At 68.5% G+C, this 15,359-nt stretch carries 16 protein-coding genes; 9 read left to right on the top strand and 7 right to left on the bottom strand.

Features of this window, described 5'->3' with window-relative positions:
• On the bottom strand, window positions 1-300 hold a 300-nt coding region (locus AC1DXV_RS21400), incomplete at its 3' end, for a response regulator (RefSeq protein WP_477935440.1).
• Window positions 301-493: 193 nt separating this feature from the next.
• On the opposite strand from AC1DXV_RS21400, the gene AC1DXV_RS21395 reads away from it, so the two are divergent.
• Together AC1DXV_RS21395 and AC1DXV_RS21390 are read left to right on the top strand one after the other, a co-directional pair.
• A complete protein-coding gene (locus AC1DXV_RS21395; protein ID WP_477873385.1) occupies window positions 494-733 on the top strand; it encodes a type II toxin-antitoxin system ParD family antitoxin in 240 nt (79 codons plus the stop codon).
• Window positions 730-1,053: a type II toxin-antitoxin system RelE/ParE family toxin gene (locus tag AC1DXV_RS21390; RefSeq protein WP_477873381.1), complete on the top strand. Its 324-nt coding sequence runs from the start codon at window positions 730-732 to the stop codon at window positions 1,051-1,053. The genes AC1DXV_RS21395 and AC1DXV_RS21390 overlap by 4 nt, the downstream gene beginning before the upstream one ends.
• 13 nt (window positions 1,054-1,066) lie before the next feature.
• On the opposite strand, the gene AC1DXV_RS21385 is transcribed toward AC1DXV_RS21390, so the two are convergent.
• Genes AC1DXV_RS21385 through AC1DXV_RS21370 form a run of 4 tightly spaced genes read right to left on the bottom strand, consistent with a single transcriptional unit; the run spans window position 1,067 to window position 5,731 of the window.
• Entirely contained in the window at window positions 1,067-2,704 is a 1,638-nt protein-coding gene (locus AC1DXV_RS21385) for an alpha-glucosidase (RefSeq protein WP_477935438.1), read from the bottom strand.
• Window positions 2,705-2,712: 8 nt separating this feature from the next.
• The gene (locus AC1DXV_RS21380) at window positions 2,713-3,549 is read right to left on the bottom strand and encodes a carbohydrate ABC transporter permease (RefSeq protein ID WP_477870660.1); all 837 of its coding nucleotides are present in this window, start codon (window positions 3,547-3,549) and stop codon (window positions 2,713-2,715) included.
• Entirely contained in the window at window positions 3,549-4,469 is a 921-nt protein-coding gene (locus AC1DXV_RS21375) for a carbohydrate ABC transporter permease (protein WP_477870658.1), read from the bottom strand. Before AC1DXV_RS21375 ends, AC1DXV_RS21380 begins: the two co-directional genes overlap by 1 nt.
• Window positions 4,460-5,731, bottom strand: a complete 1,272-nt coding sequence (locus AC1DXV_RS21370; protein WP_477935436.1) for an ABC transporter substrate-binding protein — start codon at window positions 5,729-5,731, stop codon at window positions 4,460-4,462. The genes AC1DXV_RS21375 and AC1DXV_RS21370 overlap by 10 nt, the downstream gene beginning before the upstream one ends.
• A gap of 137 nt (window positions 5,732-5,868) precedes the next feature.
• Between AC1DXV_RS21370 and AC1DXV_RS21365 the strand changes: the two genes are divergently transcribed.
• Together AC1DXV_RS21365 and AC1DXV_RS21360 are read left to right on the top strand one after the other, a co-directional pair.
• Window positions 5,869-6,675 carry an AraC family ligand binding domain-containing protein gene (locus tag AC1DXV_RS21365; protein ID WP_477935434.1) on the top strand — a complete coding sequence of 269 codons (807 nt, stop codon included), beginning with the start codon at window positions 5,869-5,871 and terminating at the stop codon, window positions 6,673-6,675.
• Between the two features lie 66 nt (window positions 6,676-6,741).
• Entirely contained in the window at window positions 6,742-7,566 is an 825-nt protein-coding gene (locus tag AC1DXV_RS21360; protein ID WP_477935432.1) for a methyltransferase domain-containing protein, read from the top strand.
• Between the two features lie 12 nt (window positions 7,567-7,578).
• Here AC1DXV_RS21360 and denD read toward each other — a convergent pair whose 3' ends face one another.
• On the bottom strand, window positions 7,579-8,598 hold the full coding sequence (denD, locus tag AC1DXV_RS21355; RefSeq protein ID WP_477935430.1) for a D-erythronate dehydrogenase: 1,020 nt from the start codon (window positions 8,596-8,598) through the stop codon (window positions 7,579-7,581).
• Window positions 8,599-8,748: 150 nt separating this feature from the next.
• Here denD and AC1DXV_RS21350 point away from each other — a divergent pair, with 150 nt between their 5' ends.
• The 4 genes from AC1DXV_RS21350 to AC1DXV_RS21335 all read left to right on the top strand — a co-directional run bounded on the left by AC1DXV_RS21350 (window position 8,749) and on the right by AC1DXV_RS21335 (window position 13,005).
• Window positions 8,749-9,822 (top strand): ABC transporter ATP-binding protein, encoded by a 1,074-nt coding sequence (locus AC1DXV_RS21350; protein ID WP_477870027.1) that lies wholly within the window; start codon window positions 8,749-8,751, stop codon window positions 9,820-9,822.
• Between the two features lie 60 nt (window positions 9,823-9,882).
• Complete coding sequence (locus AC1DXV_RS21345) at window positions 9,883-11,199, top strand: ABC transporter substrate-binding protein (RefSeq protein ID WP_477870029.1); 1,317 nt, start codon at window positions 9,883-9,885, stop codon at window positions 11,197-11,199.
• Between the two features lie 67 nt (window positions 11,200-11,266).
• Complete coding sequence (locus AC1DXV_RS21340; RefSeq protein WP_477870030.1) at window positions 11,267-12,118, top strand: carbohydrate ABC transporter permease; 852 nt, start codon at window positions 11,267-11,269, stop codon at window positions 12,116-12,118.
• Between the two features lie 17 nt (window positions 12,119-12,135).
• Entirely contained in the window at window positions 12,136-13,005 is an 870-nt protein-coding gene (locus tag AC1DXV_RS21335; protein ID WP_477935428.1) for a carbohydrate ABC transporter permease, read from the top strand.
• Window positions 13,006-13,657: 652 nt separating this feature from the next.
• Here AC1DXV_RS21335 and AC1DXV_RS21330 read toward each other — a convergent pair.
• A complete protein-coding gene (locus tag AC1DXV_RS21330) occupies window positions 13,658-15,016 on the bottom strand; it encodes a TAXI family TRAP transporter solute-binding subunit (protein WP_477873577.1) in 1,359 nt (452 codons plus the stop codon).
• A 109-nt stretch (window positions 15,017-15,125) separates the two neighbouring features.
• On the opposite strand from AC1DXV_RS21330, the gene AC1DXV_RS21325 reads away from it, so the two are divergent.
• Window positions 15,126-15,359 (top strand): response regulator (locus AC1DXV_RS21325; protein ID WP_477935426.1); only part of this gene is annotated, 234 nt, incomplete at its 3' end.

The following is a 15,359-nucleotide window of genomic DNA, read 5'->3' as shown; positions in this document are numbered from 1 at the left end:
GTCGTCGGCAGCGAGCTCCAGCCCGAGCACCCGGTCGGCCTCGTCGCCCTTGCCGCTCATCATGATGATCGGCACGGTGGAGCTGCGGCGCAGCTCGCGCGCGATCGCGAGGCCGTCCTCGCCGCGCAGCTTCAGGTCGAGCATCACCAGCGAATGCGGGCGCTCGCGCAGCGCGCGCTGCATCTCGGTGCCGGTCTGCACGGCGGTGGCCTGCAGGCCGCCATCGGTGAGCACCGCGCCGATCCAGTCGAGCACGTCGGGCTCGTCGTCGAGGACCAGGATGCGGTGGGGGGTGGGCATCGGGGGACTATACGAAAGCGCTGCCGGGGGCGGGCCTGGGAATGTCCCTCGCCGCTGCGAGCGTGCCGAGTCAAGCGTTCATATGGACTGGTTGACGCTGACGGGGTCGAATTTCAGACTGCGCCGGATCTACCCAGCCATTTCCTCGACCATGACTTTGCCAAATTTTGCCAACGTGACTACCATTCCGCGGATGAGCACGATGAACATCTCGCTTCCGGACGCCTTGAAGGACTATGTCGACGAACAGGTGGCCGCCCGCGGCTACGGCACCAGCAGCGAATACGTGCGCGACCTGATCCGCAAGGATCAAGACCGGATGGCGCTCAAGGCGTTGGTGATGGAAGGCCTCGCATCGCCGATCAGTGAGCGCAGCCACGAAAGCATCATCGAGGCGCAGCGCCAGCGGATTCGCAAGGCGGCGTCGCGGTGACGCTTCGCCCGCTGTTGTGGCGTGAACAGGCGGAGCGCGACTTCCATGATGCGGTGGGCTACTACTTGACTGAAGGCGGGGACGATCTCGCAAATCGCTTCGTGGAGGCGGTCGACATCGGGCTTCGTCATGTGGCTGCCCAGTCGGCCACTGGTTCGCCTCGGTATGCCGTCGAACTCCAGATGTCCGGCCTGCGAACCTGGCGACTCAAGAAATTTCCGTACCTGCTCGCGTATTTCGACGGTGGTGATTGCATTGAACTCGTGCGTGTCTTGCACGAGCGCAGAGATATCGCCGATGGCCTTCAGGCGCTTCCCTGAGGCCGTCTGAGCCTCACCCTCCGCCACCCACCCGCGCAAACAACATCCCGCACCGCTCCAACCGCACCTCTCCCCCTTCCAGCCGGGCCCCGATCGACCGCTCCGCCATCGCCACCGCATCGCGGTCGATCCGGTAGCCCGCCGGCTCGCCCGACAGGTTGAACACGCAGATCAGCGACTCCCCGCCGGCCACGCGCTCGAAGGCCAGCACCTGGTCGGTCGGCGCCAGCAGCTGCAGCGTGCCATCGCGCAGCAGGCGTTCGCGGCGGTGCCAGCCCAGCCAGTCCACGTAGAACGCATGCAGCGAGCCCGCATCGCCCACCTGCTCGCGCACCGCCAGCGGCAGGTGCTCGTCGGCGATCGGCAGCCACGGCGTGCCGGTCGTGAAGCCGGCACCCGGTGCGCGCGTCCACGGCATCGGCGTGCGGCAGCCGTCGCGGCCCATCTTCTGCGGCCACATCGTGATGCCGAACGGGTCGCGCAGCTGCTCGAACGGCACGTCGACCTCGGTCAGCCCGAGTTCCTCGCCCTGGTAGATGCACTTGCCGCCGGGCAGCGACAGCAGCAGCGCTGCGGCCAGCTCGGCACGCTGCCGCGCCGTCGCACCCCACGCCGACCAGCGCGACGCGACGCGCTCCACGTCGTGGTTGCCGACCGACCAGCACACCCGCGAGCGGCTCGCGTCGCGCAGGTACTCCTCGAGCACGCCGGCCAGGTGGCGCGCCGAGCAGTCGCGCTCCAGCAGCCGGAACACGTAGGCCATCTGCAGGCGCTTGTCGCCCTCGGTGTACTCGGCCAGCGTCCTGTACTGCTGGTCGTCGCCGATCTCGCCGAGCAGCACCGAACCGGGGAAGCCGTCGCACAGCGCGCGCAGGCGCTCGATGAAGACGAGGTTCTCCGGCTGCGTCTTGTCGTACAGGTGGCGCTGCCACGCATACGGGTTGCTGCGGTGTGCCGCGCCGGCGAACTGCCCGGCAGGCTGCGGCGGGTTGCTGCGCAGCTGGCGGTCGTGCGTGTAGAAGTTGACGGTGTCGAGCCGGAAGCCGTCGACACCGCGCACCAGCCAGAAGCGCGCCACCTCGAGCAGCGCGTCCTGCACGGCCGGCGTGTGGAAGTTCAGGTCCGGCTGGCTGGCCAGGAAATTGTGCAGGTAGTACTGCTCGCGCCGCGTGTCCCACTGCCAGGCCGAGCCGCCGAAGATGCTCAGCCAGTTGTTCGGCGGCGTGCCGTCGGGCTGCGCGTCGGCCCACACGTACCAGTCGGCCTGCAGGTTGCTGCGGTCGGCACGGCTCGCGGCAAACCACGGGTGCTGGTCGGAGCTGTGGCTGAGCACCAGGTCGATCATCACGCGCAGCCCCAGCGAATGCGCGCATTCCACCAGCGTCTCGAACGAGCGCATCGTGCCGAACATCGGATCGACATCGAGGTAGTCCGACACGTCGTAGCCGAAGTCGCGCATCGGGCTGCGGAAGAACGGCGCGATCCACACCGCGTCGACGCCCAGCCCCTTCAGGTAGGGCAGCCGCGCGGTGATGCCGTCGAGGTCGCCGATGCCGTCGCCATTGCTGTCCTGGAAGCTGCGCGGGTAGACCTCGTAGATGACGGCATGGCGCCACCAGTCGTTGTCTTGCTTCAGCGTGATCTGGTTCATGGTGTTGTTCATCCCTTGACGGCGCCGGCGATGAGGCCGGACACGATGTAGCGCTGGAACGCCAGCACCAGTGCGATCAGCGGCAGCGTGACGATGACCGACGCCGCCATCAGGTTGCCCCAGGGCAGCTCGTAGCTGCTGGCGCCCGAGATCAGCGCGATCGCCACCGGCACCGTGCGCTCGGTCGACGACAGCGTGAAGCTCAGCGCGAACAGGAACTCGTTCCACGCGCCGATGAAGGCCAGCAGCCCGGTCGCCACCAGCGCCGGCCACAGCATCGGCAGGAAGACGCGGAAGATCATCGTGAACACGCCGGCACCGTCCATCAGCGCGGCCTCTTCCACTTCCTTCGGCAGGTCGCGCATGAAGGTGGTCAGCACCCACACGGTGAAGGGCAGCGTGAACAGCAGGTCCGACAGCATCAGCGCCGCCAGGCTGTCGTACAGGCCCAGCGCGCTGACCAGCTCGAACAGCCCCGCCAGCACCGCGACGTGCGGGAACATCGAGACGCCGAGGATGGTCAGCATCAGCGCCTGCCGCCCCCGAAAGCGCACCCGCCCGAGCGCCCAGGCCGACAGCAGCGCGAGCCCCAGCGACAGCGCGACGACGACGCCGGCCACCAGCGTCGAGTTCAGCAGGTTGGTGCCGAACGGCTGGTCGCGGAACAGCGCCACGTAGTTGCCGATCACGGCGCGGCTCGGCCAGAACTGCGCGCCGAACAGGTCGCTGCCCTGCTTGAACGAGGTGGCGATCGCATAGGCGAGCGGGAACAGCGAGACGAAGATCACCCCCAGCGAGGCGCCGCGGCGCAGCGCGGTGGCGAGGGGCGGTTGCCGCGAGCGCATCAGCCCAGCTCCCGCATCCGCGAGCGCGTCGCCAGCAGCCACGCGATCGTGACGACCGCGATGGTCACGAACAGCAGCGTCGCTGCGGCCGAGCCCGGGCCGATCTTCTGGAAATCGATCAACTGCTCGCGCACGTAGACCGACATGCTGCGTGTCGCGCGGCTGTTGGAGGTCATCACGTAGATCACGTCGAACACGCGCAGCGCGTCGAGCCCGCGGAACACCATCGCCACCAGCATCGCCGGCAGGATCAGCGGCAGCGTGATGTGCGAGAAGATCGTCCACGGCGACGCACCGTCGATCTGCGCCGCCTCGTGGCAGTCGCGCGGCACCATCTGCAGCGCGGCCAGCGTCAGCAGCGCCATGAAGGGCGTGGTCTTCCAGACGTCGACCATCACGATCGTGATGAACGAGAGCGACGGGTCGGCCGTCCAGGCGAGCGGCTCGTCGATGAGGCCGGCGGCCACCAGCGCGGTGTTGATGACGCCGAACTGGTCGTGCAGCATCCAGGTCCACATCTTCGCGGACACCACGGTCGGGATCGCCCACGGCACCAGCATCGCGGCGCGCAGCAGCGTGCGCAGCCGCGACGGGTGGTTCAGCAGCAGCGCGGTGCCCAGGCCCAGCAACGTCTCGAGCAGCACCGAGCTCACGGTGAACCGCAGCGTGTTGCCGACCGAGGCCCACCATTCGGGATCGAACAGCACGCCGCCGTCGCCGAAGCGCTGGCCGAGGTAGTTGTCGAGCCCGACGAAGCGCTGCGTGCCGAGCGCCGACAGCTTGGCGTCCGTCAGGCTGAAGAACAGCGTGCGCGCGAGCGGCCAGCCCGCCACCGCCGCCAGCACCGCGAGCGTCGGCAGCACCAGCCACCAGGCCTGCACGCGCCGCGCGCGCTGCAGGCCGGTGCCGCTCAGTTCCATTTGTCGGCGGGGGCGAGCTTGTTGAGTTGCCTGTCGAGGTCGGCCACCGCCTGCGGCGCCTTGGTCTTGCCGGAGAGCACGTCGTGCGCCGCGTTCCAGAACAGGTTGCTGACCTGGTTGTACTGCGCGGCCGTCACCGTCGACGGGCGGCTCACCGCGGCGGCGAAGGTGCTGCCGAGTTCGGCCATGAAGGGGTTGGCCTTCATCACCTCGGCGTCCTTGTAGAGGGCCGGCAGCGTCGGGTTGTACGAGGCCTTGATCGCGCGGTCCTTCTGCACCGCGGCGCTGACGAGGTAGTTCACGAGGTCGGCGGCCACGGCGGCATTCTTCGAGTACTTCGACACCGAGAGCTGCCAGCCGCCGAGCGTCGCGGCGCTGCGACCACCGGCTCCGCCGGCGGGCAACGGCATCACGCCGACCTTGCCGGCGATCTGGCTGTCGGGCTTGTGCGCGAGCGCCCAGACGTAGGGCCAGTTGCGCAGGAACACCGCATTGCCCGACTGGAACACGCCGCGGCTATCTTCCTCGGCGTAGTTCAGCACCGCCTTCGGCGTGATGGTGCCGACCCAGCTGGCGGCGGTCTGCAGCGCCTTGATCGCGTTGGCGTTGTTGACCGAGACCTTGCCGTTCGGCTCGACGATGGCGCCGCCGCCGAAGCTCGCGAGCCATTCGGTGGCGTTGCAGCTCAGGCCTTCGTAGGCGCGGCCTTGCCAGACGAAGCCCCACATCTTCGGGTTGCCGGCGGCGCGTTCGCCGTCCTGGATCTTCTTCGCGGCGGCGGCGAGTGCGTCCCAGGTGGTGGGCGGCGCGACCTTGTATTTCTCGAGCAGGTCCTTGCGGTAGAACAGCAGGCCGGCGTCGGTGAACCACGGCATCGCGACCAGTTTGTCGCCGACGGTGTTGTTGACGATGATGGCCGGGAAGTGTTCCTTCTCGGCGCCCTGGGTGTAGGGTTTCAGGTCGATCAGGTGGCTGGCGAGCAGGCCGGGCCAGACGACGTCGATCTGGTAGATGTCGATCTTGTCGGAGCCGCTGCCGAGGATCTGCTGGTACAGCGCGAGGCGCTCGTTCGAGTCGTTGGGCGCGTTGATGACCTGCACCTCGTTGCCGGTCTTCCGGGCCCAGGCGTCGGACTCCTCCTTGCAGAGCTGGAACTCGAGCCCGACGGCCCCGCACGAGATCTTCAGCGTGACGGCCTGGGCGCCGAAGGCCGCGAAGCAGAGGGTCGCGGCCAGGGTGGTGGCCCGGAGGATGGCTTGCATGGTGTGTCGTCTCCTGTGGTCGGGGCCGTCGTTGCGCGGCCCGCGGCACGAATTGGAGGCGCCGGGCGTTAACGCGGTATGTCGTGTCCGGGCGCGCCGTTCATGATTGAAACATGGGGCTGCCGCACAATCGGCCGATGGCTTCCTCCTCGACATCGCGCGTCACCGGCTCGCCCTGGGAGGACGTGCACGGCACGGCGATGGACAGCGACCGCCACTATGCCCGCCACTGGCACGCGACCTACGGGTTCGGCCTGATGCAGCAGGGCGCGCAGCGCTCGGCCAGCGGGCGTGGGCAGGTGGATGCACAGGCGGGGGATGTGATCACCACCAACCCCGGCGAGGTGCACGACGGCAGGCCGCTGGGCGGGCCGGCGCGGCGCTGGCGCATGGTGTACCTGTCCCCGGCGGCGCTGCTGCGTGTTTCGGGCCTGGGCGAGGACTTCGCGGTGACGCGGCCGGTGATCGCCGACGCACCGCTGCGCGCCGGGCTGCTGCAACTGTTCGCCCGGCTCGATGCGTGGGAGCAGGGGCGCATGCAGGCGCTGGGCTGCGAAGAGGCGCTGGTGCGGGTGTGCGGCGAACTGGTCGCGCGGCACGGCAGCCGCGTGCTGCCGCGCGAGGTCGGCGGCGACCTCGCGCGCGTGCGCGAGCGATTGGCCGACGACCTGCAGAACCCGCCGACGCTGGGCGAACTGGCCGCGATGGTGGGTGCCAGCAAGTACCAGCTGCTGCGGCGCTTCGAGAAGGCTTGCGGGCTGCCGCCGCACGCGTGGTTGCAGCAGCAGCGGGCCGAACGGGCGCGCGGATCGATCCGCCGCGGGCTGCCGCTGGCCGAGGCGGCGGCCGAGTGCGGGTTCTCGGACCAGAGCCACATGACACGCGTGTTCGCGCGGCTCTACGGCTTCACGCCGGGGGCGTGGCGGGCGGCGGGGCTGCAATAACGTTCAAGACGCGTTCGGCCGAGGGCCGGGAGACTGCGGGCATCGCGACTCCTGTTTCCACACGCCATGTCCTCCCCCTCGTCCTATGTCCACGGCTATCAATCGCATGAACAAGACCGGCTGACCGACCAGGCCCGCACGCTGGTCGACCTGCTGCACGGCGACACGCATTTCCCGGCCGGCAGCCGCGTGCTGGAGGTGGGCTGCGGCGTCGGCGCGCAGACGGTGACGCTGGCGCGGCGCAGCCCGCTGGCACGCTTCACCAGCTTCGACGTGTCGCACGAGTCGCTGGCCGAGGCGCGGCGGCGCATCGAGCAGGCGCGGCTCGGGAACGTGGAACTGCTGTGGGCCGACCTGGCCGACCTGCCGTTCGCGCCGGCCACGTTCGATCATGTGTTCGTCTGCTTCGTGCTGGAGCACCTCGGTCAGCCGGTGCAGGTGCTGGGAACGCTGGCGCGGCTGCTGAAGCCGGGCGGCCGCATCACGGTGATCGAGGGGGATCACGGCACGGTGTGCTTTCATCCCGAGGGCGCGGCGGCGCGGGCGGCGATTGCCTGCCAGGTCGAGTTGCAGCGGCGTGCGGGCGGCAATGCGCTGATCGGGCGGACGCTGCATCCGCTGCTGGTCGAGGCGGGGTTCGACGATGTCAGGGTGAGCCCACGGCAGGTGTATGCGGATGCCAGCCGGCCGGGTTGGGTCGACGGGTTCACGCGCAAGACCTTCAACGCGATGATCGAAGGGGTGAGGGCGCCGGCGTTGGCGGCGGGGCTGGCGACGGCGGAGGGGTTCGATGCGGGGTTGCGGGAGCTGCAGCGGACGGCCGAAGGCGACGGCGTGTTCTGCTACACCTTCTTCAAGGGCGTGGCCAGCATGCCGGGCGTCCGCCGGTGAGGTCGATGCGGCTCATCGGGTCAGGCCTTTCAGCGCCCGCGCCCCGTCCGGCTCCGCCTCGCAGTCGGCGATGTACTGCCGGATGATCTCGGTGAAGCTGCCGTCCGGCTTCAGCCCGAGCCGCGCCGCGCGGGCCGACTCGGCGCCCTTCGCCCAGCCGGACACGATGCCGGCGATGCGCTCGTCGCTGACGAAGCGCACCCGCTCGCGCACCGCGCGGCCGGCCACTTCTTCCAGCGCATCCAGCATCTGGCCGACGCAGATGTTCAGCGCCGGCAGGTTCATCGCGAGCCGGCCCTGGAAGGCCTCGCGGCTCGCCTCGAACACCGCGATCAGCCCCTCCACCGTGCGCGCCGGCGAGGCCACCGGGTGGCAGGTGTTGGCCGACACCGGGCACACCGCCTCCTCGCCGGCCAGCGGCTCGCGGACGATCCCGGAGAAGAACGACGAGGCCGCCCCGTTCGGCCGCCCCGGGCGCACCGTCACCGTCATCAGCCGGGCCGCGCGGCCGTCGATGAAACCCTTGCGCGTGTAGTCGGCCAGCAGGTACTCGCACATCAGCTTGTGCGTGCCGTACGAGGTCTGTGGCGCCGGCAGCGTGTCGTCGTGCACGCGTTGCGGCATCGGCACCGCGGCGTCCGGCCCGAACACCGCGACCGAGCTGGAGAACACCAGCCGCGGCACCGGCGCACCCTGCTGCACCGTCGCGCGCAGCGCATCGAAGAGCGCCCGCGTGCTGTCCAGGTTCGAGCGCAGGCCGAGCTCGAAATCGGCCTCGCATTCGCCCGACACCGCCGATGCCAGGTGGAACACGCCGTCGAAGGGCTCGTCGCGCAGCGCAGCGCACTGCGCCAGCAAGGGCCCGGTGCGCGCCTTCACGCGCGCGTCGGCCAGCAGGTCGGCGCGCGGTGCGGCCTGGTCGGCCAGCACCAGCGTCTCGATGCGTCGCCCGTTCAGCGTGCCGCGCGACAACAGCGCCCGGGCCAGGCGCGTGCCGACGAAGCCGGCCCCGCCGGTGATCAGCAGTTTCATGGGGTGCCTCCCGTCGAGCACACGGGCTCGGCGCCGGCCCATCATGCGCGCACTGCGGGTTGTCGCGAGCAGGGGCAGCGCCGATTGACAGGGTCATTGGTGTCGTCATACAACCGCCTGCCCCTCCAGGCATGACGCGAGGCTTGACGCATGGCGAGTGTGACGATCCAGTCGGTGAAGAAGCGCTTCGGCTCGGTGCAGGTGCTGCACGGCGTGGACATCGAGATCGCCGACGGCGCGTTCACCGTGCTGGTCGGCCCCTCGGGCTGCGGCAAGTCGACGCTGCTGCGCATGATCGCGGGGCTCGAGGAAATATCCGACGGCGAGATCCGCATCGGCGAGCGCCGCGTCAACGAACTGCCGCCCAAGCAGCGCGACATCGCGATGGTGTTCCAGAACTACGCGCTGTACCCGCACATGACGGTGCGCGACAACATGGCCTTCTCGCTGATGCTCGCGAAGCAGGACAAGGCGGTGGCCGACGAGAAGGTGGCGCGCGCCGCCGGCATCCTCGGGCTGAGCGAGCTGCTCGACCGCTACCCGCGCCAGCTCTCCGGCGGCCAGCGGCAGCGCGTCGCGATGGGCCGCGCGATCGTGCGCGATCCGCAGGTGTTCCTGTTCGACGAGCCGCTGTCCAACCTCGACGCCAAGCTGCGCGTCGCGATGCGCAGCGAGATCAAGGAACTGCACCAGCGCCTGAAGACCACCTCGGTCTACGTCACGCACGACCAGATCGAGGCGATGACGATGGCCGACCAGATCGTCGTGATGCGCGACGGCCGCATCGAGCAGACCGGCAGCCCGCTGACGCTGTACGACTACCCCGCGAACCTGTTCGTGGCCGGCTTCATCGGCTCGCCGTCGATGAACTTCCTGCCCGGCACGCTGCGCCGCCGGGCCGGCCTGCTGCAGGTGGAGCTGGCCGACGGCACGCAGATGAACGCGCCGACGCGCGCGGTGGGCGAGGACGGCCAGCCGGTGATCTTCGGCACGCGGCCGGAGCACCTGGCGCTCGGCGACAGCGGCGGCATCCCGTCGCAGGTGGTGGTGGTGGAGCCGACCGGTGCCGACACCTTCGTCGCCTGCCGGCACCAGGGCACCGAAGTGTCGGTGGTGTTCCACGAGCGGCACAGCTTCGAGCCCGGCGCGACCATCCACCTGCAGCCCGACCTCGGCCGCGCGCACCTGTTCGACGCCGGCAGCGGCAAGCGATTGGCCGCCTGATGGCCTGATTCCTTCACGGTGCCGCAGTGCGCCGCCTCACAACTTGACCAGGAGACAACGATGAGTGAATTCGATCGGCGCAAGTTTCTGGAAGGGGCCGCTGGCGTGGCCGCGCTCGGCACGGGCGCACTGTGGACGCCCGATGCCGGCGCGCAGACGCTCGCCTACAAGCCCGAGAAGGGCGCCAAGCTGCGCGTGCTGCGCTGGAGCCGCTTCGTGCAGGGCGACATCGATGCGTACATGGTGAACGTCAAGCGCTTCACCGAGAAGACCGGCATCGAGGTGCGCGTCGACAACGAGGGCTGGGAAGACGTGCGGCCGAAGGCAGCCGTCGCGGCCAACACCGGTGCCGGGCCCGACATCATCCTGTCGACCAACGACGACGCGAACCTGTACCCCGACAAGCTGCTCGACGTGACCGACCTGTGCGAGTACCTCGGCAAGAAATACGGCGGCTGGTACCCCGCCTGCGAGGCCTTCCTGCGGCCCGACGGCAAGAAGTGGATCGGTGTCGCGCTCGGGGCGACCGGCTCGCTGGTGGTGTACCGCGAGAGCCAGATGAAGGCGGCCGGCTTCGAGACCATGCCGAAGGACACCGACGGTTTCCTGAAGCTCTACAAGGCGCTGGCCGCCAAGGGCACGCCGGGCGGCATGGCGCTGGGCAACGCGACCGGCGACAGCTCCTGGTGCCACTGGCTGCTGTGGGCCTTCGGCGGCGCGCTGGTCGACAAGGACAACAAGGTGACGCTGGACAGCCCGTCCACGCTGAAGGCGCTGGAGTATGCGAAGGAGCTGTATTCGAGCTTCGTGCCGGGCACGCTGTCGTGGCTGGACCCGAACAACAACAAGGCCTTCCTCGACGGACAGATCAGCATCACCAACAACGGCATCTCGATCTACTACGCGGCCAAGAACTCGCCCGACCCGAAGCTCAAGGAGATGGCGGCCGACATCAACCACGCGGCCTTCCCGATCGGGCCGGTGGGGGTGCCGACGGAGAACCACCTGTTCTTCAACCAGATGATCTTCAAGTACACGAAGTACCCGCAGGCGGCCAAGGAGTTCATGCGCTTCATGATGGAGCAGGAGCAGTTCGACCCGTGGCTGCAGGGCGCCGGAGGCTACATCGCGCAGCCGCTGCGCGCCTACGAGAAGAACACGGTGTGGACGGTCGACCCGAAGCACACGCCGTACCGCGACAGCGTGAAGAACCTGCGGCCGGCGGGGTATGCGGGCAAGCTGGGCTATGCCTCGGCCGGGGCGCTGGCGGATTTCATCGTGCCGAACATGGTGGCCGAGGCGGGCAGCGGCTCGAAGACGCCGAAGGAGGCGATGGAGCGGGCGCAGAAGCGCGCGGAACGCTACTACAAGGTCTGATCGAGGCCAGCCCGTGAAGCTTCTCGAGCGCCTCCAGAACAGCCGCAACGCCCTCGGCCTGGCCTTCATGCTGCCGGCCGCGGTGCTGTTGCTGGTGTTCCTGACCTACCCGCTCGGCCTGGGCACCTGGCTGGGCTTCACCGACGCGAAGATCGGGCGGGGCGGCTCGTGGATCGGCCTCGAGAACTTCGAGTTCCTGGTGGGCGACAGCGTCGCGCGGCTGGCGCTGTTCAACACGCTCTTCTACACGGTGATCGCGAGCATCCTGAAGTTCGTGCTCGGCCTGTGGCTCGCGGTGCTGCTGAACAAGAACCTGCCGTTCAAGTCGTTCTTCCGCGCGGTGGTGCTGCTGCCGTGGATCGTGCCGACGGCGTTGTCGGCGATCGCCTTCTGGTGGATCTACGACGCGCAGTTCTCGGTGCTGAGCTGGGTGCTGATGAAGCTGGGCTGGATCGACCGGTATGTCGATTTCCTCGGCGACCCGTGGAACGCGCGCTTCTCGACGATCGTCGCCAACGTCTGGCGCGGCGTGCCCTTCGTCGCGATCTCGCTGCTGGCGGGGCTGCAGACGATCTCGCCCTCGTACTACGAGGCCTCGGCGATCGACGGCGCGACGCCGTGGCAGCAGTTCCGGCACGTCACGCTGCCGCTGCTGTCGCCGATCATCGCGGTGGTGATGACCTTCTCGGTGCTGTTCACCTTCACCGATTTCCAGCTGATCTACGTGCTGACGCGTGGCGGCCCGCTGAACTCGACGCACCTGATGGCCACGCTCGCGTTCCAGCGCGCGATTCCCGGCGGGGCGCTCGGTGAGGGTGCGGCGCTGGCCACGCTGATGGTGCCGTTCCTGCTGGCGGCGATCATGTTCAGCTACTTCGGGCTGCAGCGGCGCGCCTGGCAGCAGGGCGGCGACAAATGAAAACGCAGAGAAGTGCCATGCAAGAGAAGCCCGATTCGCAGGGCATGGACTACCTGCAGACGCTGCCGCGGCGTTGGGTGACGGTCTACATCCCGCTCGGCATCTTCGTGTTCGTGCTGCTGTTCCCGTTCTACTGGATGGTGGTGACCTCGTTCAAGCCGAACGAGGAGCTGCTGGCGCGCAGCGGCAACCCGTTCTGGATCATCAAGCCGACGTTCGCGCATTTCCACAAGCTGTTGTTCGAGACGGCGTATCCGGAGTGGTTGTGGAACACGGTGCTGGTGTCGGTGACGTCGACGATCCTGTCGCTGGTGGCTTCGGTGCTGGCGGCGTATGCGATCGAGCGGCTGAGGTTCCAGGGGGCGAAGCCGGCGGGCGCGGCGATCTTCCTGGCGTACCTGGTGCCGCCGTCGATCCTGTTCATCCCGCTGGCGGCGATCATCTTCCAGCTCGGGCTGTTCGACACCCGGATGGCGCTGATCCTGTCGTACCCGACCTTCCTGATCCCGTTCAGCACCTGGCTGCTGATGGGCTACTTCCGCTCGATCCCGTACGAGCTGGAAGAGTGCGCGCTGATCGATGGTGCGAGCCGCTGGCAGATCCTGATCAAGATCGTGCTGCCGCTGGCGGTACCGGGGCTGATCTCGGCGGGCATCTTCGCGTTCACGCTGTCGTGGAACGAGTTCATCTACGCGCTGACCTTCATCTCGTCATCGGAGATGAAGACGGTGCCGGTGGGGGTGATCACCGAGCTGGTGGAGGGGGACGTGTACCACTGGGGCTCGCTGATGGCGGGGGCGCTGCTCGGGTCGCTGCCTGTTGCCTTCATCTACTCGTTCTTCGTCGAGCACTATGTGTCGGGGATGACCGGGTCGGTGAAGGAGTAGCTACTGGGCTGTCTCCGTGTGCGGCGCGGCGGGTGAGGGGATGGGCTGGGGGCTCATGCCGAGGCGGTCGGCCCTGGCGGGCCGACTCCACGAAGAAGCTCGGCTTCGGGGGTGCATCGCCAAACTCCCGCCRCTCRCTTCGYTCGYTGTGGTCAAACAGTGGCGATGAGTCAGTCTACGAAGCGCGCWGGCGCGCGCCACCCCCGAAACCGATCTTCTCCGTCGCCTCAGAAATCGCCCCCAGCCCATCCCCTCACCCGCCGCGCAACACCGCCCGCTCTGGTTGGGGGGAAAAGATTGAAGTGACCGACGAGCGTGCAGGCGCTCGCATGCTCGTCGGTCACTTCAATCTTTTCCCCCCAAACACAATGCGGCGGTGCCGGCAAAGGAGCGGGTGGGGAGGCTGTGGAGCGCCAATAGGGACGGGGCGCCGGAGCTGGCTGGTTTCATGGCCCGCGTGCGCAGCACGCTTCGTGAACTGACTGTCGCCCACTGTTTGACCACAACGAACGAAGTGAGTGACGGGAGTTTGGGCGACGGGCCATGAAACCAGTCAGCGGAGGGGAGTCAACGCGCCCCCGGGCGCGTTGACCGCACCGGCCGGCGAGCCACAGCCTCCCCACCCGCGCCTTTGCACCCAAACAACCGAAATTCAGCCAGTAGGATCCTGCCCCGCCTCATCCAACCTCCTCCGAACCATGTTGATGTGGCTGCGCAGCGAGTACAGCTCGTCCGCATAGCTCAACGGCACCGTCACGTTGCCGACCCGCGTTTCGATCTTGTCCAGCTCCGAGCGCAGCTCGTCGTTCGGCCGCACGCCCTGGCCGTCCTCCACCGCCCGCAGCTGCCCATACCAGCGGAAGATGCGCGAGCGGATGCGGAACTGGTACAGCGGTGGCACCACGCGCGACAGCGGGATCAGGATCGCGACGATCGACACCAGCACCACCCACATGCGGTCGATCAGGTTGGCCAGCCAGAACGGCAGGTAGCGCTGCAGCAGCGGCGAACCGCTGGTGTAGAAGCGCTGCGCCTCCGGCGCCAGCGGCCGCTCGGTGCCGCGCGCGTTCGGAAAATCGCCCTTGCGCTGGAACCAGCCCGCCGGCCCGTGGATCTTCGCCGCCGCCTGCACGAACAACTGGATCAGCGCCGGGTGCAGATCCTCGCGCGCCACCAGCGTCGCGGTCGGCGCGATCAGCCGCACGTCGTTCGGCGGCACGTCGCCCGCCAGGTCGACCACGCCGCGCGGCAGCGTCACCGGCGTCAGGAAGGCGAAGCGCCGCGAATACGCATCGGCCTGCGCAAAGTCGAACAGCTTCACCCCCGGCGTCTGCAGCAGCATCTGCACCATCAGCGCCTCGGGCGCCGACGCGAACACGATCGCATCGATGTCGCCCGCCAGGAACTTCACGACCGCGTCGGTCTGCTCCTCGCGCGACACCGTCATCGACGCGGGGTCGATGCGGTTGGCATCGAGCAGCTTGCGCATCAGGTTCGGCGCACCGCTGCCGCGCGCACCGATATCCACCTTCCAGCCCTGCAGCTGCGCCAGGCTGGCCAGCGGCACGCCCTTCAGCAGCCGCTGCGCCGAATCCTCGCGGTAGAACAGCCACACCGGCTCGAAGAACAGGCTGCCCAGCGAATTCAGGTCTTCGTCCGCCAGCGCATTGGCCTCGGCGTTCTTGCGCGATTCGCCGGCCCCGCCCTGCGTGAACGCGATGTCCACGCCCGAATTCGGGTCGCGCAGCAGCTTCAGGTTCTCGGCCGCGCCATGGGTGGTGCGCAGCTCCACCTGGATGCCGTACCCTTTCAGGTACTCCGCATAGCGCTTGCCGAACTCGGCGTACGCCCCTTGCTCGACCCCGGTGGCCAGCACCACCTTGCGCGGCGGCGTCGGGTCGAGGAACCAGTAGGCGACCACCAGCAGGACGATGGTCAGGAAGATGAACGGGCCGGCGGTGGCCAGCACGTCGCGGAACGACAGCAGCGTGTTGCGAAGGACTTTGGGCATGACGCCTCGAGGCAGAGAAGGGGGTTTCATGGGCAGCCGGAACAATAGCGCCTGATCGGCCCGGCCGCGCTCGCGGTATGCTTTTTCTTGTGACTGACCTGGACCCGTGATGCGACTGCTGCTGGTGGAAGACGACCCGATGATCGGCGAGAGCCTGCGCAACGCGTTGCGGCTCGAAGGCTTCGCCGTCGACTGGGTGCGCGATGCGGCGGCCGCCGATGGCACGCTGGCCAGCGAGCGCTTCGACCTGGTGCTGCTCKACCTGGGCCTGCCGCCGGGGCGCGTTCCGCAGGGCACGCAGCACGCCGAGGCCGACGCCGGCGCGGGTGGCCTGGGCGTGCTG

This window comes from Rhizobacter sp. P3_C12 (assembly GCF_056402735.1).
The sequence above is the reverse complement of the archived record's forward strand: the minus strand, read 5'-3'. Positions and strand labels throughout refer to the sequence as shown.